This is a genomic window from Pseudomonas flavocrustae, from assembly GCF_029872515.1.
GTDB classification, from domain to species: domain Bacteria; phylum Pseudomonadota; class Gammaproteobacteria; order Pseudomonadales; family Pseudomonadaceae; genus Chryseomonas; species Chryseomonas aestiva.
Genome location: NZ_JAPDIQ010000007.1, coordinates 305,323 through 326,355, shown reverse-complemented (window position 1 = coordinate 326,355; position 21,033 = coordinate 305,323). Strand labels below are relative to the sequence as shown.

At 66.7% G+C, this 21,033-nt stretch carries 16 protein-coding genes; 11 read left to right on the top strand and 5 right to left on the bottom strand.

Features of this window, described 5'->3' with window-relative positions; translation table 11 throughout:
• Positions 1–33 precede the first annotated feature (33 nt).
• Entirely contained in the window at positions 34–933 is a 900-nt protein-coding gene (locus OMP44_RS17340) for a peptidoglycan DD-metalloendopeptidase family protein (protein ID WP_187980843.1), read from the top strand.
• A 9-nt stretch (positions 934–942) separates the two neighbouring features.
• Here the strand turns inward: OMP44_RS17340 and OMP44_RS17335 are convergent, their stop codons facing one another.
• The gene (locus OMP44_RS17335) at positions 943–1,743 is read right to left on the bottom strand and encodes a helix-turn-helix transcriptional regulator (RefSeq protein WP_133860365.1); all 801 of its coding nucleotides are present in this window, start codon (positions 1,741–1,743) and stop codon (positions 943–945) included.
• 348 nt (positions 1,744–2,091) lie between these two features.
• On the opposite strand from OMP44_RS17335, the gene OMP44_RS17330 reads away from it, so the two are divergent.
• Together OMP44_RS17330 and OMP44_RS17325 are read left to right on the top strand one after the other, a co-directional pair.
• Positions 2,092–2,979 carry a M23 family metallopeptidase gene (locus OMP44_RS17330; RefSeq protein ID WP_187980844.1) on the top strand — a complete coding sequence of 296 codons (888 nt, stop codon included), beginning with the start codon at positions 2,092–2,094 and terminating at the stop codon, positions 2,977–2,979.
• 188 nt (positions 2,980–3,167) lie between these two features.
• The gene (locus OMP44_RS17325) at positions 3,168–5,069 is read left to right on the top strand and encodes a sensor domain-containing diguanylate cyclase (protein WP_280309954.1); all 1,902 of its coding nucleotides are present in this window, start codon (positions 3,168–3,170) and stop codon (positions 5,067–5,069) included.
• A gap of 12 nt (positions 5,070–5,081) precedes the next feature.
• Here OMP44_RS17325 and OMP44_RS17320 read toward each other — a convergent pair whose 3' ends face one another.
• Together OMP44_RS17320 and glcC are read right to left on the bottom strand one after the other, a co-directional pair.
• A complete protein-coding gene (locus tag OMP44_RS17320; protein ID WP_133860368.1) occupies positions 5,082–6,446 on the bottom strand; it encodes a hemolysin family protein in 1,365 nt (454 codons plus the stop codon).
• A 146-nt stretch (positions 6,447–6,592) separates the two neighbouring features.
• A complete protein-coding gene (glcC, locus tag OMP44_RS17315; protein ID WP_183631932.1) occupies positions 6,593–7,360 on the bottom strand; it encodes a transcriptional regulator GlcC in 768 nt (255 codons plus the stop codon).
• Positions 7,361–7,568: 208 nt separating this feature from the next.
• Between glcC and glcD the strand changes: the two genes are divergently transcribed.
• From glcD to OMP44_RS17290, 5 genes are read left to right on the top strand one after another with little or no spacing between them, the layout of a single operon-like run.
• Positions 7,569–9,068 carry a glycolate oxidase subunit GlcD gene (glcD, locus tag OMP44_RS17310; protein WP_133860601.1) on the top strand — a complete coding sequence of 500 codons (1,500 nt, stop codon included), beginning with the start codon at positions 7,569–7,571 and terminating at the stop codon, positions 9,066–9,068.
• Complete coding sequence (gene glcE / locus OMP44_RS17305) at positions 9,068–10,114, top strand: glycolate oxidase subunit GlcE (protein ID WP_273862595.1); 1,047 nt, start codon at positions 9,068–9,070, stop codon at positions 10,112–10,114. The genes glcD and glcE overlap by 1 nt, the downstream gene beginning before the upstream one ends.
• 12 nt (positions 10,115–10,126) lie before the next feature.
• Positions 10,127–11,359, top strand: a complete 1,233-nt coding sequence (gene glcF / locus OMP44_RS17300; RefSeq protein WP_280309949.1) for a glycolate oxidase subunit GlcF — start codon at positions 10,127–10,129, stop codon at positions 11,357–11,359.
• Between the two features lie 14 nt (positions 11,360–11,373).
• Positions 11,374–11,778, top strand: coding sequence for a heme-binding protein (locus OMP44_RS17295; RefSeq protein WP_133860372.1), 405 nt, complete (start codon positions 11,374–11,376; stop codon positions 11,776–11,778).
• Positions 11,779–11,815: 37 nt separating this feature from the next.
• A complete protein-coding gene (locus OMP44_RS17290) occupies positions 11,816–13,990 on the top strand; it encodes a malate synthase G (protein WP_280309946.1) in 2,175 nt (724 codons plus the stop codon).
• Positions 13,991–14,173: 183 nt separating this feature from the next.
• On the opposite strand, the gene OMP44_RS17285 is transcribed toward OMP44_RS17290, so the two are convergent.
• Positions 14,174–15,166, bottom strand: coding sequence for an Abi family protein (locus OMP44_RS17285; RefSeq protein ID WP_280309944.1), 993 nt, complete (start codon positions 15,164–15,166; stop codon positions 14,174–14,176).
• A 306-nt stretch (positions 15,167–15,472) separates the two neighbouring features.
• Between OMP44_RS17285 and rpoZ the strand changes: the two genes are divergently transcribed.
• From rpoZ to OMP44_RS17270, 3 genes are all read left to right on the top strand, one after another.
• Positions 15,473–15,745 (top strand): DNA-directed RNA polymerase subunit omega, encoded by a 273-nt coding sequence (gene rpoZ, locus OMP44_RS17280; protein WP_007161465.1) that lies wholly within the window; start codon positions 15,473–15,475, stop codon positions 15,743–15,745.
• Between the two features lie 3 nt (positions 15,746–15,748).
• Positions 15,749–17,908: a bifunctional GTP diphosphokinase/guanosine-3',5'-bis pyrophosphate 3'-pyrophosphohydrolase gene (spoT, locus tag OMP44_RS17275; RefSeq protein WP_187980850.1), complete on the top strand. Its 2,160-nt coding sequence runs from the start codon at positions 15,749–15,751 to the stop codon at positions 17,906–17,908.
• Between the two features lie 202 nt (positions 17,909–18,110).
• The gene (locus tag OMP44_RS17270; RefSeq protein ID WP_007161463.1) at positions 18,111–18,491 is read left to right on the top strand and encodes a RidA family protein; all 381 of its coding nucleotides are present in this window, start codon (positions 18,111–18,113) and stop codon (positions 18,489–18,491) included.
• Between the two features lie 189 nt (positions 18,492–18,680).
• Here OMP44_RS17270 and katE read toward each other — a convergent pair whose 3' ends face one another.
• A complete protein-coding gene (gene katE / locus OMP44_RS17265) occupies positions 18,681–20,810 on the bottom strand; it encodes a catalase HPII (RefSeq protein WP_280309938.1) in 2,130 nt (709 codons plus the stop codon).
• Positions 20,811–21,033 lie beyond the last annotated feature (223 nt).

Sequence of the window (21,033 nt, the reverse complement as noted above, 5' to 3'; positions counted from 1 at the left end):
ACTGCGACACCGCGGATTTCTGACGCCTTGCCCATGCCCCTTGCCTGTCGCCTGCTGCTGCTGTCGCTCGTCCTTTCGGGTCCCGCCCTGGCGGCGCCCATCTACAAGTATGTGGATGGCAACGGCGTGGTCACCTACACCGACAAGGCGCAGAAGGGCGCCAAGGTGATGACCTTCAGTGACGACCCCATCGAGCGACTCGACCAGCGGGTCAAGCTGCAGCCGCGGCACTATGCCGGCGGCACGGTACTGGAGGTGCGCAACGACAGCTTCCTGCCGGTGACCGTCACCCTGCGCCTCTCGGCGCTGCAGAATGTCAGCGGGGTGGGCGAGGCGCCCATCCGCAAGGTCCTGCCGGCGCGCAGCCTGACGCGCCTGGCGACCCTGATCGCGCCCGATCCGGGCCGTCCGCAACGCTATACCCCGCAGCTCACCACCCTGATGGGCAGTGCCACCCCGGTCTTCGCCTCCGGTTTCGCCTATCCGCTGCCCTGGCTGGGCGGACCCTTCAACGTCAGCCAGGGCGCCGGCGGTGGTTTCAGCCACAACACGCCCAAGAGTCGCTATGCGGTGGACATCGCCATGCCCGAGGGCACGCCCATCGTGGTCTCGCGCGCCGGTCAGGTGGTGGAGGTGGAGAACGACCAGGATGGGCGCGGCAATCACCCCTCCGGCAACTTCGTGCGCATCCTCCACGACGACGGCACCATGAGTGTCTACCTGCACCTGCAGCGCGGTTCGATCAAGGTCGCCGAAGGCCAGTGGGTGCGCCCGGGCCAGGCGCTGGCGTCTTCCGGCAACACCGGACGCAGCACCGGGCCGCACCTGCACTTCGTGGTCCAGCGCAACACCGGCGAAGCGATCGAATCCATCCCCTTCCGCTTCGCCCAGGCGGTGGACAGCCTGCCGAACTTCGCCGTCGGCGGACCTTGAGCGCCGGGGTCAGCCCTGGGCGTCGAGGTACTCGCTGGGCGAGACGCCCAGTACCCGGCGAAACATCCGGGTAAAGGCCGAGGGCGAAGCATAGCCCAGGTCCAGGGCCACCCGGGTCACCGGCTCGCCGGCGGCCAGTCGCGGCAGGGCCAGCATCAGCCGGGTGTGCTGGCGCCAGGTGGAAAAGCTGGTGCCGGTTTCCTTGAGGAACAGCCGCGCCAGACTGCGCGAGCAGAGGTGCAGCTGCTGCGCCCAAGTCGCCAGTGCCGTGTCGTCGGCGGGATCGGCGTGCAGACTGGTCTGGATGGCCCGCAGGCGCCGGTCGGCCAGCGCCGGCAGGTGCAGGGCGGTCTCTTCGAGAAACACCAGCTCCGCCAGCATCAGCGCCCGTACGTGGCTGCCCAGCTCGGCCTCGCCGTAGGAAGCGCCGCCGCGTCTCAGGCAGCGCAGCAATTCGCGCAGCAGCGGCGAGATGAGCACCATGCGGGTGGCCGCCTGGGGACAGGGCAGGCCGCTCGGCAATTCGATGATCACCACCTGCAGGGTGGCCTCGCCATTGGCCCGCGCCTGGTGCTCGATGCGCGGCGGAATCCAGATCGCCTGCTTGGGCGGTACGTACCAGACCCCTTCGTGGGTGGTGACCTCCAGCACGCCGTTGACCGTGTACATCAGGTGCGCCTGATCGTGCACATGCGGCGGCCACACCTGGCCATGGGCGAAGGTGCTGAGCTGGGACACCAGGGGACCGGCAGGCGGGATGGGGGCATCCGCCACTACGCTCCGCGCTCGGTCGATTGTCTGTTCCTGCATAACAGCTGTCCGTTTCGGTTGGGCCGGGTCCAGGTGCCAGGGCCTAACCTGCAGCACTATGGCCGGAGCATCGGGCGCGCCCAGGGGTGACCCCTCTGCACGCCGCAAACCTGCCTCTCGCGGGAGTGTCGCACAGAACACCCGCCGCTTGGCTGACCTGCCTGAACCATCAGGCCTGTATTGAACTACCGTCCGATCGGTGGCAGCGTGGCACAGGGATTTGAGTGCCACGCTTTTTTATTTGCGTCGATGCTTTGCCAGCGGCTTCACAAAGCCGGGGTTTGGCCGTCGCCCAGTCTGCATGGCTTTGTTAGGTTCTGTCCTTGCCCATCATGGTGGCCCTATGCCATGGACCGACGCCTGACCGCCCTGATCTCCTGCCTGACCCTCGCCCTGGCCATGCCCGCCCCCGCGCCGGCTGCCGAAAAGGCGACCCTGACCAAGACCTCCGCCAAGAGCCCGGCCCGCAAGGGGCAGGTCAAGCTCAAGGTACGCAATGCCAGTGAAGGCCGCATCTTCGAGGTTCGCAACGATTTCGACGTACCCGTGCGGGTCGAGCTGCGCCTGCAGCGCACCGTCAACGTGGCCGGTGCCGAGCGCCCGATCCGCCAGGTCATCGAGCCGCGCTCCACGGTGCAGCTGGCGGTGATCCGCAAGCGCCAGCAGGGCTTTCCCATGCACTTCGAACAGGCCTTCAGCTACAGTCCGCAGCTGCCGGTCGGCACCCTGCCGCCGCTGGCGACGGATGTCGCGGGTGCTGCCGACAACGGCATCGGCTATGGTTACGCCTGGCCCTGGCGCCAGGGTGTCTACTACGTGACCCAGGGCGCGGGCGGCGATTTCAGTCACCACACGCCCAAGGGCCGCTATGCCGTGGACATCGCCATGCCCGAGGGCACGCCGATCAGCGCCGCCCGGGCCGGCACGGTGATCGACGTCGAAAACGGCCAGTTCGGCCATGGTCCCAACCCCTCCGGCAACTTCGTGCGCATCGCCCACGAGGACGGCAGCCAGAGCGCCTACCTGCACCTGCGCCGCGGTTCGGTCAAGGTGCGACCCGGCGAGCGGGTGGAGATCGGCACGCCCCTGGCGGAGTCGGGCAACACCGGTCGCAGCACTGGTCCCCATCTGCATTTCGTCGTCCAGGCCCACACTGGCGGTGAAATGGTCTCCATTCCCTTCCGTTTCGTGCGACCGCTGGCGGCCCTGCCCAACATGGCGCTGGGCGACCGCTGAGTCCGCGCTTAAGGGCGTTCCAGACCGGCTGACGCCACCGGGCCCATCCAGGGCCCAGGCACCCTGTCGCCGGTAGAAATCCCTTGGCAGAAACAGGCCTGGTGGCGTTATGCTATCACCACGCTATTTCCTCCAGGGCGCGGGCTCTACCGCGGCCTTTCCTTCCTTCAGGCTACGGATGCCGCCCCATGAAAGGATTCCTGGCCGCCCTGTGCGCCGGTGGGCGCAATCGGGCTTTGCACCTGCTGGTCCTGCTGCTGATCGCCCTCGACGGCCAGGCGCAGGTGCTGCGGCTCGACGATCCGGCGCGCAGCTACGATCCCCGCCCGGCACTGGAGATTCTCAAGGCGCCCGCCAGTCTGACCTTTGCCGAGGCCGCCGCGCGCCCAAGCGGTGGCGAGGACGGCTGGCATGCGCCGGATGAGCTGGAAATGCTGCTCCATGACGGTCGCCAGGGTCTCTGGCTGCGCTTCGCCATCCAGGGCCGCGACGACCAGGCCTGGTGGCTGATTCCGACCTGGCCGGTGCTGGATCGCCTGGACCTGCGCACCCGCGCTGCCGATGGTCGCTGGAGTCCGCTGCAGCGCAGCGGTCTGGCGCTGCCGGCGACGCAACGGGCGCTGCCCGGGCGCCAGCTGATGTTCGCCCTGGCGCCGACCGCGGGCGCCGTGGAGGAGGTCTACCTGCGGCTGGATTCGCGGGAGACCTTCGTCCTGCCGCTGCGCCTGGTCACCCCGGCCACCTATCTGCGCGAGGCCCAGCAGGATGCCTGGCTGGTCGGCAGCTTCTTTGGCTGCCTGATCACCATCCTGCTGCTGACCCTCACGCTGTGGGGGTTCGGCCGCCGCTCGGGCTTTGGCTGGTACGCCCTCTATCTGCTCAGCGTCATCGGCTATCAGGCGGTCACCAGCGGCTATGGCGCCTGGCAACTCTGGACGGAGAGCCCGGCCTTCGCCCTGCGCGCGCACCTGGCCTTCGCCGCCCTGTGCTTTCTGAGTGGCGGGGTGTTCGTGCGCTATCTGCTCAGTCTCTATCACGGCGGTCGCTGGATCGATTTCGGCAATCGTCTGCTGATCGGCTACTGGAATGTGGCGCTGGTCGTCACGCTGATCTGGCCGGACCTGCTGAGCTTCCAGGAAATGCTCGGCATGATGGCGCTGAGTTGCCTGGGCCTGCTGGGCACCACCACCTACCTGGCGCTGCGCGGCAGCCGCATGGCGCTGTGGTTCAGTGCCGCCTGGGCCCTGCTGTTGCTGGGCAGCGCCATCCAGCTGCTGGCTGTGGCCGGCTGGCTGGCCGCCGACAGTCCGGCCTTCCATGGGCAGATGGCCGGTTTCGCCCTGGGCTTCGTGATGCTGTCGCTGGGGCTCACCGAGGGCCTGAGTCTGCAGCGGCGGGCGCGAATCGAGGCCCAACGGCAGGCCCTGGAAGCCTCCACCGCGCTGGCCCGGGAGCGCGAGGCCTCCTTTGTCGAACTGGAGTTGCGGGTGGCGCTGCGCACCGTGGAGTTGCAGCAGGCCAAGGCTTCCCTGGAACGACTGAATCGCGAATTGCTGCACCAGAGCCAGACCGATCCCCTGACCGGACTCGGCAACCGCCGGCATTTCGAGCGCCTGTTCCAGCAGGAGATCCGCCGCGCCATCCGTGCCGAACTGCCACTGGCGGTGCTGCTGGTGGACATCGATCACTTCAAGGCGGTCAACGACACCCATGGCCACACCCTGGGCGACGAATGCCTGAGGTGTGTGGCCGAGGTGTTGCGCCAGCACGTCCAGCGGGCGGGGGAGGTGGCGGCGCGCTATGGCGGCGAGGAGTTCGTCATCACCCTGCCCGGGAGCGACCAGGTCGCGGCCCGGACGCTGGCGGAGCGCATCCGCAAGGACGTGGCGGCGCTGGAATTGCAGACCGAGCACGGACGCCTGCGGCCGTCGATCAGCATCGGGGTCGCGGTGACCGTGCCGAGCAATCTCGAACACGGCCTGGGGCTCCTGGAAGACGCCGATCGGGCGCTCTATGCGGCCAAGCGCGGCGGGCGCAATCGTGTCTGCCTGAGCGATGGCCTGCCGGCGCTGGGCAGCGGACGCGGCTGAGGCCGCGCGCCCTCAGCGCTCTTCCGGCGGGCGCCGGCGGACGTCCTTGGGGTCCAGCTTGATGACCTTGGCCAGGACGATCTTGGGACCCTTCATCTTCTTGACGATGATGCGCAGCCCTTCGGCCTCCAGCACCGTCTCCTCTTCCGGAACGCGCTTCAGGCTGTCGTAGATCAGCCCGGCCAGGGTCTCGGCCTCGACGTGATCCAGGTCGATGCCCAGCAGCCGCTCGACCTTGAACAGCGGGGTGTCGCCACGCACCAGCAGCTTGCCCGGCTGGTAGGCGACCACGCCGCGCTCGGTCTTGCGGTGTTCGTCCTGGATGTCGCCCACCAGGACCTCGAGCACGTCTTCCATGGTCAGGAAGCCGATGACCTTGTGGTCGGCTTCCTCCACCAGCACGAAGTGCGCGCCGCCGCGGCGGAACTGCTCCAGCAGGTCGGACAGCGGCATGTGCTTGGTCACCCGCTCCAGCGGATGCACCAGGTCGTCGAGGTCGAAGGAGGCGGCTTCACTGTCCAGGCCGGCGATGGCCAGGAGCAGGTCCTTGATGTGCAGCACCCCGGTAAAGGTCTGGCTGTCTTCGTCATAGACCGGGTAGCGGCTGTACTTGGAGCGGCGGATCTGGGTGAGGATCTCGTCCAGGCTGGCCTTGCTGTCCAGGTAGATGAGGTCTTCGCGGGAATTGGCCCAGTCCACCACCTCCAGCTCGCCCAGCTCCACCGCCGAGGCCAGCACCCGGGCGTCCGGGTCGGTGGCGCGGTTGGAGTGCAGGATCAGCTTGAGTTCGTCGCGGCTGTAGTGGTGCTCGTGGTGCGCGCCCGGCTCGCCCTGGCCGGCGATGCGCAGGATGCCGTTGGCGCTGGCGTTGAGCAGCCAGATGGCCGGGTACATCAGCCAGTAGAACAGGTACAGCGGCACCGCCGTCCACAGCGAGAGCAGGTCGGGCTTGCGGATCGCCCAGGACTTGGGCGCCAGCTCGCCGACCACGATGTGCAGGTAGGAGATGATGAAGAACGCCGAGAAGAAGGCGATGCCGTGGATCACCTCGGGACTGCTGACGCCGACGGCGCCGAGCAGGGGTTCGAGCAATTCGGCGAAGGCCGGCTCGCCGACCCAGCCCAGGCCCAGGGAGGCCAGGGTGATGCCGAGCTGGCAGGCGGAGAGGTAGGCGTCGAGCTGGTTGTGCACCTTCTTGAGGATGCGCCCGCGCCAGCCATGCTTCTTGGCGATGGCTTCCACGCGGGTGGCGCGCAGCTTGACCATGGCGAACTCGGCGGCGACGAAGAAGCCGTTGAGCAGCACGAGGAAGAAGGCGAAGAACACGAGGCCGAGATCGGCGAACAACGTCGAGGCGAGACTGGTGGAAGGGTCCATTAGGGCCGAGAGCTGCAGAAAGGTCGGCTAAGCATGGGGGCGGGGCAGGGCAGTTGCAAGATGTTGCGCCCGCTGGAGGGACGGGGCGCACCCTGGGCTGACGGACAGTGGCTCTGGCGCCGATGTTTGCCGGCGGGCCTTTTTCGCTAGGTCCAGCCTTCCAGACGCATGGTGGCCCGCACCAGGCGCTGCTCTTCCTGCTCGATCTCGCGCAGGCTGTCCCTCACGCTGTGGATGTGCTCGCGGGCGGCGGCATGGGCTTCGTCGGGCAGGCGCTGGCTCACGGCGGCATAGAGGCGGGCATGCTGGGCGTCGATTTCGCGGCGCTGCGGTGGCCGATGATAGAGATTGGCGATGCAGGCGAACACCGAGCCCAGCAGCAGCTCGTTGAGCGATTGCAGGGTGTGCACCAGCACCGGGTTGTGCGAGGCCTCGCTGATCGCCAGGTGGAAGGCGTGGTCCAGGCGGGCGTGGGTTTCCGCCGGCAGGCTGGCCGGATCCTGGCAGGCGGCGCACAGCTCGTCGTAGCGGCGGCCGATGAGCACCAGGTCGGCGGTGGTGGCGCGCAGCGCGGCCAGGCGCGCAGCCTCGCCTTCCAGCAGGGCGCGGACTTCCAGCAGGTCATAGAGGGTGCGCGGCTGGCTGCTGAACAGGTGCAGCAACGGATTCTCCGCCGCCGGCGCCGCCAAGCGGGCGACGAAGCTGCCCTGGCCGTGGCGGGTCTCGATGATGCCACGGGCGCGCAGCAGCCCCAGGCCCTCGCGCAGGGCGGTGCGGGAGACGCCGAGCTTGTCGCACAGGCGGCGCTCGGAGGGCAGCGGCTGGCCGACCTTGAGCACCCCGTCCACCACCAGCCGTTCGATCTGCTGGCTGACGTTCTCGGCGACGGGAAGGCGGGCGACGGGTGCGGACATAAGGATTTCCTGCTGGTATGACCACGAGGTTTCATCCTAGTGAGCCATCGGCCGTATTTGCCGTCAAGCAGGCTGAAACCTGCTAATCCTTTGGTCTAAGAGGGCGTAAAAACTGGTATGACCAGTGCGCTGGGTCATGGACGCCCTGGTCGCAGTCGGGGTACAACAAAGCCTCTCCAGCCAGAACAACAACAAGGGTGGTTACCCGATGAGCCTGGTCTACGACGAACGTCTCGACGGCGCCTTGCCCCGCCCGGACAAGGCGCAACTGCTGCAGCGGTTGCGTGTCGAACTGCCCGAGCACTGCCTGCTGCACGACAGGGAAGACCTCAAGCCCTACGAATGCGATGGCCTGGCGGCCTATCGCACCACGCCGCTGCTGGTGGTGCTGCCGGAAACGGTGGAGCAGGTGCAGGCGACCCTGCGCCTCTGCCATGAGCTGAACGTGCCCCTGGTGGCACGCGGTGCCGGCACCGGTCTCTCCGGTGGCGCCCTGCCACTGGAGCAGGGCGTGCTGCTGGTGATGGCGCGCTTCAATCGCATCCTCGACGTGGACCCCGATGGCCGCCGTGCCCGGGTCCAGCCCGGGGTGCGCAACCTGGCCATCTCCCAGGCCGCGGCGCCCCACGACCTCTACTACGCCCCCGATCCCTCGTCGCAGATCGCCTGTTCCATCGGTGGCAACGTGGCCGAGAACGCCGGCGGCGTGCACTGCCTGAAATACGGCCTGACCGTGCACAACGTGCTGGCGGTGGAGATCGTTACCCTGGAGGGCGAGCGCCTGACCCTGGGCAGCGCCGCCCTGGACAGTCCCGGCTTCGACCTGCTGGCGCTGTTCACCGGCTCCGAGGGCCTGCTCGGCGTCGTGGTGGAGGTGACCGTCAAGCTCCTGCCCAAGCCGCCCTGTGCCCGGGTGGTGATGGCCAGCTTCGCCGACATCGAACGCGCCGGAGCGGCGGTGGCCGACATCATCGCTGCCGGCATCATCCCCGGTGGGCTGGAGATGATGGACAACCTGACCCTGAGAGCCGCCGAGGACTTCATCCACGCCGGCTACCCGGTGGACGCCGCGGCCATCCTGCTCTGCGAGCTGGACGGGGTGGAAGCCGACGTGGCCGCCGACATCGAGCGCGTCAGCAGCCTGCTGGCCGCCGCCGGCGCCACCGAGATCCGCCTGGCCCGCGACGAGGCCGAGCGGCAGAAATTCTGGGCCGGGCGCAAGAATGCCTTTCCCGCGGTGGGGCGGCTGTCGCCCGACTACTACTGCATGGACGGCACCATTCCACGCCGCGCCCTGCCCGAGGTACTGCGCGGCATCGAGGCGCTGTCCGCGGAATACGGCCTGGCGGTGGGCAATGTCTTCCATGCCGGCGACGGCAACCTGCATCCGCTGATTCTCTTCGATGCCAATAGGCCCGGCGAGCTGGAGCAGGCCGAGGCCCTGGGTGGTCGCATCCTCGACCTCTGCGTGGCGGTGGGCGGCACCATCACCGGCGAACATGGCGTGGGTCGGGAAAAGATCAATGCCATGTGCACCCAGTTCCAGTCCGGCGAACTGCTCTTCTTCCACGCGGTGAAGGCCGCCTTCGATGCCCCCGGGCTGCTCAATCCCGGCAAGAACGTGCCGACCCTGCACCGCTGCGCCGAATTCGGTGGCCTGCACGTGCATCGTGGCCAGCTGCCCCACCCCGAACTGGAGCGCTTCTGATGGACAGCCTGGAACTGCTCCTCGACCAGGTCCGCGAGGCCCTGGTCCGTCGCCAGCCGCTGCGCATCCATGGCGGCGACACCAAGGCCCACCTGGGGCGTGCGGTCGAGGGCGAGCCGCTGGACGTCAGCGGCCACCGCGGCCTGGTGCACTACGACCCCACCGAACTGGTGGCCACGGTCCGTACCGGCACGCCGCTGGCCGAACTCGATGCCGCCCTGGCCGAGCGGGGGCAGATGCTGCCCTGCGAGCCGCCACGGCTGGGGGAGGGCGCCACGGTCGGCGGTACCCTGGCCTGCGGCCTCTCCGGTCCGCGCCGGCCCTGGGCCGGCAGTCTGCGGGATTTCGTCCTGGGCACCCGCTTGATCACCGGCACCGGCGAGCACCTGAGATTCGGTGGCGAGGTGATGAAGAATGTCGCCGGCTACGACGTCTCTCGCCTGCTGGCCGGTAGCCAGGGTTGCCTGGGGGTGATCACCGAGGTGTCCTTCAAGGTGCTGCCCAGGCCGCGTTGCAGCCAGAGTCTGAGCCTGGAACTGGACGCCGCGCGCGCCCTGCAGCGCCTCGCCGTCTGGGGCCGCGAAGCCCTGCCGATCTCGGCGGCCTGTCATGACGGGCAGCGGCTGCAGCTGCGCCTGGAGGGCGGCGAGGGCTCGGTGCGCTCGGCCGTCGATCGCCTGGGCGGTGAAGCCCTGGGCGAAGCCTTCTGGGACGAGCTCAACGAACAGCGGCTGGCCTTCTTCGACGACCCCAGGCCGCTGTGGCGGCTGTCGGTACCGGTCAATACCCCGCTGCTGGAGCTGCCCGGCAGCCTCTTGCTGGACTGGGGCGGTGCCCAGTACTGGCTCAAGAGCGATGCCCCGGCCACGGTCCTGCGCGAGATCGCCGAGCGTGCCGGTGGCCATGCGCTGTGCTACACGCCGGACGCCGAGCGCGAGGCCCAGCACCCGCTGCCCGCCGCGCTGCTCGACTATCACCGCCGCCTCAAGGCGCGCCTGGACCCCCAGGGGATCTTCAATCCGGGTCGGCTGTACGCCGGGCTGTAGGGGAAAGACGTCATGCAAACCAATCTGAGTCCCGCCGCCCGTGAACTGCCCCGCGCCGCCGATGCCGAGCGGGTGCTGCGCAGCTGCGTGCACTGCGGCTTCTGCAACGCCACCTGCCCGACCTACCAGTTGCTCGGCGACGAGCTGGACGGGCCGCGTGGGCGCATCTATCTGATCAAGGGCATGCTCGAAGGCGGCGAGGTCAGCGAGAAGACCCGCGAGCACCTCGACCGCTGCTTGACCTGCCGCAATTGCGAGACCACCTGTCCCTCGGGCGTCTCCTACCACGAATTGCTCGACATCGGCCGCGCCGAGGTGGAGCGCCGGGTGCCGCGGCCGCTGGGCCAACGCCTGCTACGCGCCGGGCTGCGCCAGGTGCTGCCGCAGCCCTGGCTGTTCGGCGCCCTGCTGAAAGGCGGCCAGGCGCTGAAGCCGCTGCTGCCGGCCGGCGTCCAGGCCAAGCTGCCGGCGCGCATCGCCGCCCCGGGCATGCGTCCGGCACCGCGCCATGCCCGGCGCATGCTGATCCTCGAAGGCTGCGTGCAGCCTGGGCTGTCGCCCAATACCAATGCCGCCACCGCGCGGGTGCTGGATCGCTTCGGCATCAGCCTGGACGCCGCGCCCCGCGCCGGGTGCTGTGGCGCGGTGGACTATCACCTCAATGCCCAGGAAGCCGGCCTCGATCGCGCCCGGCGCAATATCGATGCCTGGTGGCCGGCGCTGCAGGGCGGCGCCGAAGCCATCATCCAGACCGCCAGCGGCTGCGGCGCCTTCGTCAAGGAATACGCCAGCCTGTTGAAGGACGACCCGGCCTATGCCGCCAAGGCGCGGGAAGTCTCGGCGCGCACCCGCGACCTGGTGGAGGTGCTGCGCGAGCTGCCGCTGGAAGAGCTGCAGCTGCAGAACACCCCGCGGCTGGCCTTCCATTGCCCCTGCACCCTGCAGCACGCCCAGCGCCTGGGTGGCGCCGTGGAAGGCGTCCTGCAGCGCCTCGGCTTTCCGCTGGCGCCGGTGCCGGACGGTCACCTCTGCTGCGGTTCGGCCGGCACCTATTCGCTGACCCAGCCGGACTTGTCGCGGCGGCTGCGCGACGCCAAGCTCGATGCCCTGGAGCGTGGTCACCCCGAGGTGATCGCCACTGCCAACATCGGTTGCCAGAGCCATCTCGACGGCGCCGGGCGCACCCCGGTACGCCACTGGATCGAAATCCTCGACGCGGCCCTGGCCGCTCCGACCCAACCCTGAACCCTGGAGGCCCCATGAACACCAAAGCCGTGCTCACCCTTGCCGAGATCAACACCCTGCTGGCCGCCGGTCGCGCCGAAGCCGAACGCCAGGGCTGGGCCGTGTGCATCGCCGTGGCCGATGACGGCGGCCATCCGCTGGCGCTGTTGCGCCTCGACGGCGCCGCGCCGAACAGCGCCTACATCGCTCCGGAAAAGGCCCGCAGCGCCGCCCTGGCGCGCAAGGAGTCCAAGGTGCTGGAAGAGATGATCAACAACGGCCGCACCGCCTTTCTCAGCGCTCCGCTGATGCAGGGCATGCTCGAAGGCGGGGTACCCATCCTGGTGGACGGCCAGGTGGTGGGCGCGGTTGGCGTCTCCGGCGTCAAGGCGCCGGAAGATGCGCAGGTCGCCAAGGCCGCCATCGCGGCACTGGGTTAACCCTCTCTCGACAGTTTCGTTATCAAGGAAAGCCATCATGACCGACCGCACTACCCTGGGCCGCCTGCAGGTGGCCACCGAACTGCAGCGTTTCATCGACGAGGAAGTGCTGCCCGGCACCGGGCTCGACACCGCCCCCTTCTGGTCGGGCGTGGACACCCTGGTGCACGAGTTGGCGCCGCGCAATCGCGAACTGCTGGCCGAGCGTGATCGCCTGCAGGTGGAGCTGGACACCTGGCACAGCACCCATCCCGGTCCGGTCACCGATCTGCCCGCCTACCAGGCCTTCCTCGAAGGCATCGGCTATCTGCAACCGGTCCCCGGCCAGGTGCAGGCCTCGACGGCCGGCGTCGACCGCGAGATCGCCGAGCAGGCCGGTCCGCAGCTGGTGGTGCCGGTGCTCAACGCCCGCTACGCCCTGAACGCCGCCAACGCGCGCTGGGGTTCGCTGTACGACGCCCTCTATGGTACCGACGCCCTGCCCGAGAGCGAGGGCGCCGAGCGCGGCAAGGGCTACAACCCCACCCGCGGTGCCAAGGTGGTGGCCTTCGCCCACCAGGTGCTGGACGGCGTGGCGCCCCTGGCCAGTGGCTCGCACCGGGACGCCACCGCCTACCGCATCCAGGACGGTCGCCTGGTGGTGGACCTCAGAAGCGGCACCAGCGAACTGGCCGATCCGGCCGCCTTCGTCGGCTACCAGGGCGATGCCGCCGCGCCGTCCGCGGTGCTCTTGCGCCACAACGGCCTGCACCTGGAGATCCAGATCGACCGCGCCAGCACCATCGGCAAGACCGACGCCGCCGGGGTCAAGGACCTGCTCATGGAAGCCGCGGTCAGCACCATCATGGACCTGGAAGACTCCATCGCCGCGGTGGACGCCGCCGACAAGGTCTTGGCCTATCGCAACTGGCTGGGCCTGATGAAGGGCGACCTGGCCGAAGAGGTCAGCAAGGGTGGCGAGACCTTTACCCGGCGCCTCAACCCCGATCGCGAGTACCAGGGCGCCGACGGCCAGCCGCTGAGCCTGCACGGGCGCTCGCTGCTGTTCATCCGCAACGTCGGCCACCTGATGACCAATCCGGCGGTGCTGCTGGAGGACGGTCGCGAGATCCCCGAAGGCATCCTCGACGCCCTGGTCACCGTGACCATCGCCATGCACGACCTCAAGCGCCAGGGCAACTCCCGCAGCGGCTCGGTGTACATCGTCAAACCGAAGATGCACGGCCCGGCCGAGGTGGCCTTCGCCGTGCAGCTGTTCGACCGCGTCGAGGCCCTGCTGGGGCTGCCGGCCAACACCGTCAAGCTGGGCATCATGGACGAGGAGCGCCGCACCAGCGTCAACCTCAAGGCCTGCATTGCCGCCGCCGCGGCGCGGGTGGCTTTCATCAACACCGGCTTCCTCGACCGGACCGGTGACGAGATGCACACCGCCATGCTGGCCGGGCCCATGCTGCGCAAGGGCGACATGAAGACCTCGAAGTGGATCACCGCCTACGAGCGCAACAACGTGCTGGTCGGCCTGGCCTGCGGCCTGCGCGGCAAGGCGCAGATCGGCAAGGGCATGTGGGCCATGCCTGACCTGATGGCCGCCATGCTGGAACAGAAGATCGGTCATCCCAAGGCCGGCGCCAACACCGCCTGGGTACCGTCGCCCACCGCCGCCGTGCTGCACGCCCTGCATTACCACCAGGTCAACGTCCAGCAGGTGCAGCAGGAGCTGGAACGCAGCGACGTCGACGCCGCCCGTGGCGAATTGCTCGCCGGGCTGCTCAGCGTGCCGGTGGCCGAGTCGCCGGACTGGTCCGCCGAAGCCATCCAGCAGGAACTGGACAACAACTGCCAGGGCATCCTCGGCTACGTGGTGCGCTGGGTCGACCAGGGCGTGGGCTGCTCCAAGGTGCCCGACATCCATGACGTCGGCCTGATGGAAGACCGCGCCACCCTGCGCATCTCCAGCCAGCACATCGCCAACTGGCTGCACCACGGCGTGGTCACGGCCGCGCAGGTGGACGAGACCCTGCAGCGCATGGCCAGGGTGGTCGATGGCCAGAACGCCGGCGATGCGCTCTACGAACCCATGGCCGGCCACTTCGACAGCTCCTACGCCTACCGCGCCGCCCGCGACCTCATCTTCAAGGGCCGCGAGCAGCCCAGCGGCTACACCGAGCCGTTGCTGCACGCCTGGCGCCTGAAGAAGAAGGCGGGCGCCTGAGAGGTATGATTCCCAACGCGCGAACGTAGCTTACGGAGTGAACGTTGGAATCCTTGGTCCAGAGCGGTATGCGCCGGCTTGACGGACTTCAGGTCGTTCCCTAGTATGGATCCCAACACGGCCCCTCTCGGCTGACTCACTTAGGTGACGAAGCTGCTGAGGGGTTTTTTATTGCCTGCGTTTTTACCAGTCAGCTTCCCAGCCAGGCTGGGCACCCATACCTGCGATGTTCAGGCCCAGGTGCGATAGTTCCGGGAAACTCAATAGATGCGCCTTGATTCGCTGTGACCACGTAGATCGAGGATTCACGACCTCCAGAAGATGACGGGTCATACACAGCAGTAGGTAGCAACGCGCCAGAGCATGCACATTGCCTATGAAAGGCTGTGCCCAAGACGCCTCGGCCAGGGAGGGTAGTTTCGGCTGATCAATGATGTTGCGATTCCACAGTCGGCTGTGGTGTGCGCAAACATTGCGTAGATAGTTAAGACTGCGTAACCAGGACGAAAAGACCCGACCGTTCGATAGCCCATACTTGGCTGCGATGGCGTCCTGTTCGGTCTCTTGCAGGCCACTGTACAGCGTGGACATCGTGCCGAAATCCCAAACTTCCGCCGCTATCCAGATCGGCAAGGGCAGCCCGTACTTGTCCTTGCAGTGCCGAATGAAGTCTTCCTTGGAGCGGGCGATCAATTTCGCCTGACGGCCCAGCCAGTCGTGGTGGCGGCTGAGTCCGGTTCGAGGATCAAGCTTGCCGCTGAATTCGCCATGCAATAGTTCGGGGCGCAAGTAGGCAAAGGCATCTCTGGCACCGAGGCAGTAGGTGATGTCGACTCTCAAGCCGACTTCAATGCGCTCCAGGGCATCCAGCGTCAGTAGTCGGAGCTTCTTGTCGAACACATAGAGGTCGACGGCATTCTGAAAGGTGGCACCGACCTTGAAATCGTCCAGCGCCAAGGTAGTGACCTTGGGCTTTTGCGGCTTCTTACCTTTGTCGAGCAATACCAGGGCGCCGCTTCGCTCGCGGAACGCATACCAATAGCCGCTCAGGCGGTAATAGCCGATTCGGCTCAGGTAGTTGAGCGCCAACGTTCTATCGGTGACGGCCAGGCCGCGTCGAGTCAATTGATCCAGTTGGTCATCCACGCTCATCCATGGCTTGGCGTATCCCGACATTGATCAATTCCTTTTGATCAGAAAGCTATGCAGCGGCTTGGCTAGTAGCCTATAGCCCGAGCTGCGCGATTCTTCGGGCCTGCTAGAGGGCGCTCAAGCAGGCGTTTTCTGCGAGTAAAAGAAAAGCTTGTAGTACGTTAGCGATCAAGTAGTCCAGGCAGAAGTCCTTTACCCAGGACGGATCCTCCACCGGAACAACCCCGAGGACCGGCGGTCCTCCGACCACCGCCTCTTCCCTTGCCACTGGCGAATTTTTATACTATTGGGTCCCCCGTTCCCGGGATCATCATCGCCACGAGGAAGACCATGGCCCGCGTTACTGTCGAAGACTGCCTGGACAACGTAGACAACCGATTCGAGCTGGTCATGCTCGCCACCAAGCGCTCGCGCCAGCTGGCCACCGGCGGCAAGGAGCCCAAGGTACCGTGGGACAACGACAAGCCCACCGTTGTCGCCCTGCGCGAAATCGCCGAAGGCCTGGTCGACGAGGAAGTCATCCGTCTGGACGACATCGTCGAAGAAGAGCCGCTGTTTGCCGCTTTCGAAGTCAACGAAGAAGCGGACGGCGAGGCCCTCTAAGCCATGGCCGCCGAGCCTGCGTATGGTGACGCCCGCCCGACCGGCATCGACTTGCTGGCCGAGCGTCTGGCGGACTACCTGACCCCCGACCAGGTCAATCTGGTCAGGCGGGCCTACTACTACGCCGAGCAGGCTCACGATGGGCAGCGCCGCCGCAGCGGCGAGCCCTATGTCACCCATCCGCTGGCCGTCGCCAACATCCTCGCCGACATGCACATGGACCATCAGAGCCTGATGGCGGCCATGCTGCACGACGTGATCGAGGACACTGGTATCGCCAAGGAAGCCCTGGTCGCCCAGTTCGGCGAAACGGTGGCGGAGCTGGTGGACGGGGTCAGCAAGCTGACCCAGATGAAGTTCGAGACCAAGGCCGAGGCCCAGGCGGAGAACTTCCAGAAGATGACCATGGCGATGTCCAAGGACATCCGCGTCATCCTGGTCAAGCTGGCCGACCGGCTGCACAACATGCGCACCCTGGACGCCATGCCGCCGGACAAGAGTCGGCGCATCGCCAAGGAAACCCTGGAAATCTACGCGCCCATCGCCAACCGGCTGGGCATGCACGATTTCTACGTGGAATTCGAGGACCTGGGCTTCCGCGCCATGCACCCGATGCGCGCCGAACGCATCCAGCGGGCGGTCAAGACCGCGCGGGGCAATCGCCGCGAGATCCTCGGCAAGATCCAGGAATCCCTGGCCAACTGCCTGGCCCGCGACGGCCTGGACGGCGAGGTGGTCGGCCGCGAAAAGCACCTGCACAGCATCTACCAGAAGATGCGCGGCAAGCGTAAGTCGTTCAACGAGATCATGGACGTCTACGGCTTCCGCATCATCGTCGACAAGGTCGACACCTGCTACCGGGTACTCGGTGCGGTCCACAACCTCTACAAGCCGTTCCCGGGGCGCTTCAAGGACTACATCGCCATCCCCAAGGCGAACGGCTACCAGTCCCTGCACACCACCCTGTTCGGCATGCACGGCGTGCCCATCGAGATCCAGATCCGCACCCGCGAGATGGAAGAGATGGCCAACAACGGCATCGCCGCCCATGGCCTGTACAAGGCCGGCGGCGACGAGCCGCGCGCCAGCCACCTGCGCGCGCGCCAGTGGGTGAAGGGCATCCTCGAGTTGCAGCAACGCGCGGGCAACTCCCTGGAGTTCATCGAGAACGTGAAGATCGACCTCTTCCCCGACGAGGTCTACGTCTTCACCCCCAAGGGTCGCATCATGGAGCTGCCCAAGGGCTCCACGGCCGTGGACTTCGCCTATGCGGTGCACACCGACGTGGGCAACAGCTGCATCGCCTGCCGCATCAATCGCCGCCTGGCGCCGCTGTCGCAGCCGCTGGGCAGCGGCGAGACGGTGGAGATCGTCACCGCGCCCGGTGCCCGGCCCAATCCGGCCTGGCTCAACTTCGTGGTCACCGGCAAGGCGCGCACCAACATCCGCCACGCGCTCAAGCAGCAGCGGCGTTCCGAGTCCATCAGCCTTGGCGAGCGCCTGCTGAACAAGGCGCTGTCGGGCTTTGGCACCCAGCTGTCGAAGATCTCGCCGATGCGCATCCTCTCGGTACTGGGCGAGTACAAGGGCGTGGTGCTGGAAGACCTGCTCGAAGAGATCGGCCTGGGCAATCGCATGGCCTACGTGGTGGCGCGGCGCCTGGTGTCCGGCAGCGAGCAGGAAGAGCCGCTGGAGCCGCAGCCCGGCACCACGCCGCAGGGTCCGCTGGCCATCCGCGGCTCCGAAGGCCTGGTGATCAGCTACGCCAAGTGCTGCACGCCGATTCCGGGCGATCCCATCGTCGGCCACCTGTCGGCCGGCAAGGGCATGGTGATCCACCTGGAAAACTGTCGGAACATCGCCGAATTCCGGCACAACAGCGAAAAATGCATTGTGCTCAACTGGGCCAAGGACGTCACCGGCGAATTCAGCGTCGAGTTGCGTGTCCAGCTGGAGCACCAGCGCGGCCTGATCGCCGTGCTGGCCAACAACGTCACTGCGGTGGACGCCAACGTCGAGAAGATCGGCATGAACGAGCGCGACGGCCGGGTCAGCGTGGTCCAGCTGGTGGTCAGCGTGCGCGATCGCGTGCACCTGGCGCGGGTGATCAAGAAGCTGCGCACGCTCAAGGGCGTGGCCGGTATCACTCGGGTTCGCAGCTGAGAACCTGCTCACGATCTGCTGCGCGTCGGCCAAACGGCGTTGAAAATGCCTTCGGAATGCTCATTTACCCCTAGTAAACTCCGCTTCCTCAGGCATTTTCGCCTTGTTTGCCTCTAGCTCGCACGATTGTGAACAGGTTCTGAGGTTGCAGCGGGTCGCCACCGGCTTGCAGAATCGGTCCTTTCCCGCACAGGAGCGACCCATGAGCAAGCAAGTGATCCACACCGACAAGGCGCCCGCCGCCATTGGCACCTATTCCCAGGCGATCAAGGTCGGTGACACCGTCTATCTCTCCGGGCAGATCCCGCTCAACCCGACCAGCATGGAGCTGGTGGACGGCTTCGAAGCCCAGGTGGTCCAGGTGTTCGAGAATCTCAAGTCCGTCGCCGAAGCCGCCGGTGGTTCCCTGGCCGACATCGTCAAGCTGAACATCTTCCTGATCGACCTTGCGCATTTCGCCACCGTCAACGAAATCATGGGCCGCTACTTCCAGCAGCCGTATCCGGCGCGCGCTGCCATCGGGGTTGCCGCGCTGCCCAAGGGCTCCCAGGTGGAAATGGACGGGGTGCTGGTGCTGGGTTGATGGGTATCGCTGATCGCGGCCATGCCGGTGCGCCGTAGCGACCGCTCCTACAGGAGCATCGGCCTCTGTAGGAGCGGCCCATGGCCGCGATTAGGCCAATGCCAGAGCGGCTTCGTCCAGGGCCGCGATAGCCCCAAAACGAAAAAAGCCGACCGTCTCGCGACGGTCGGCTTTTTTATGCCCGAGTGATCAGGCCGGGATGGACTTGATCTTCGGCATCCGCGCCCAGCAACGGTGCTTGGCGATGGCGGCGAAGAAGTCCTGCTGCACCGCCTTGAAGTCGCCGCCGGTGAGCAGCGCCTGGTCGGGGCTCAGATAGACCGCCTTGAGCAGCTGTTCGGCTTCGCCGGTAAGGGCGATGGCCTTGAGGTGTTTGTAGGCTTCCAGCAGGTAGTGCTTGATCACGCCGTCGTCGAGCATGGCCTTGACGCTCTCGGCGCCGCCCGGCACATAGACCGCGTCCAGCGCCACCGAAGGCATGCCCTCGGCCGAGCCGTCCACGGCCACTTCGCTGCCGTCGGCCGCCTTGACCGGGCCGGCGGTGGGGCCGAGCACCTTCACGTGGGCACCTTCGGCCTTGAGCGCCTGCTTGATGGCCGCCACTTCGCTGGCGATGACGCCGTCACCCACCAGTACCGCCACCTTGAAGCCCTTGATGCTGCCGGACAGCAGGTTGAGCTGGCTCAGCGCCGGCGACTTGTCGATGGACACCTTGCGCGGCTGTACGGTGGGCGCGGTGGGCGGGGTCACGCCGATCTTCTTGGCGACCTTCTGCGCCAGTTCCAGATCGATGTTGGCAAGGATCTCGTTGACCTGCCGTTCGCGGATCCACATCCGCTCGACCTTGCCCAACTCGAAGCTGTAGGCATCGGCGACGTGCGACTGTTCGGCTTCCGACAGGCTGTTGTAGAACAGCGTGGCCTGGGAGAAGTGGTCGCCGAAGGTCTCGCTGCGCTCGCGCACCTTGTGGCCGTCGATACGCTCGTAATAGCTCTCGAAACCGCCATCCTGGGGCGCCGGCGGCGTCTCCTTGGGCCAGCCGCCATCGATGGAGTTGGGCTCGTAGGAGGCACGACCCTTGTCGATGGTCATGCGGTACTTGGCGTCGCGCTGGCCGTTATGGTTCGGCACCACCGGGCGATTGACCGGCAGCTCGTGGAAGTTCGGTCCGCCGAGGCGGCTGATCTGGGTGTCGGTGTAGGAGAACAGGCGACCCTGTAGCAGGGGGTCGTTGCTGAAATCGATGCCGGGCACGACGTGGCCGGGGCAGAAGGCGACCTGCTCGGTCTCGGCGAAGTAGTTATCCGGGTTGCGGTTGAGCACCAGCTTGCCCAGGGGCGTGATGGGTACCAGCTCCTCGGGAATGATCTTGGTGGCGTCGAGGATGTCCCAGTCGAACTTGTGCTCGTCTTCCTCGGGGATGATCTGCACGCCGAATTCCCACTCGGGATAGTCACCGGCCTCGATGGCTTCCCAGAGGTCGCGCCGGTGGGCATCGGTGTCCTTGCCGGCCAGCTTCTGGGCTTCGTCCCACACCAGGGAGCGCACGCCACCGGCGGGTTTCAGGTGGATCTTGACGAAGACGCCCTTGCCCGCGGTGTTGATCATGCGGAAGGTGTGGATACCGAAGCCCTGCATGCTGCGCAGGTTCACCGGGATGGCCCGGTCGGTCATGGTCCAGAGCACCATGTGCGCCGACTCCGGCACCAGGGAGACGAAGTCCCAGAAGGTGTCGTGGGCACTGCCGCCGGTGGGGATCTCGTTGTGCGGCTCGGGTTTCACCGCATGGACGAAGTCGGGAAACTTGATGGCGTCCTGGATGAAGAAGACCGGCATGTTGTTGCCGACCATGTCCCAGTTGCCTTCCTCGGTGTAGAACTTGATGGCGAAGCCGCGCACGTCGCGCACGGTGTCACCGGAACCACGCGGGCCCTGCACGGTGGAGAAGCGCACGAACACCGGGGTCTGGTGGTTGGGGTCGCGGAAGAGGGCGGCCTTGGTCAGGTCGGACCAGTCCTGGTAGGGCTGGAAGTAGCCATAGGCACCGGTGCCACGGGCATGGACGATGCGTTCCGGGATGCGCTCGTGGTCGAAGTGGGTGATCTTCTCCCGCATGATGAAGTCTTCGAGCAGGGAAGGTCCGCGGGTGCCGGCGCGCAGCGAATTCTGGTTGTCGGCGATCTTCACGCCGTGATTGGTACGCAGTGCCTGGCCGGTGGCATCGGAACGGAATTGCTCCAGTTGCTCGATCTTCTTCGAGGTGTTCTGGCGATCCTGGGTGTCGGTACCGGCGAGTTCACTCTTGGGGGGCGTAGCCATGGAAAGTCCTCATCAGGCGCCTGGAGGGCGCTCTTTGCGTCCCCTACGGAATGTGGGGCGAATTCAGGCAGTCTTCTAGTGACTCGCGGTCCAGAGCCGGTGTTCCGCTTGGCTGAGACGAGGCGACGGGCTGTTCGCCTGGCGCTCGGCCAGGGTCTCGGCTGGCCATATGCCTTTATTGGCGTAATACCCGACAACAAGTGCTAAGCAGATATAAGCGCGC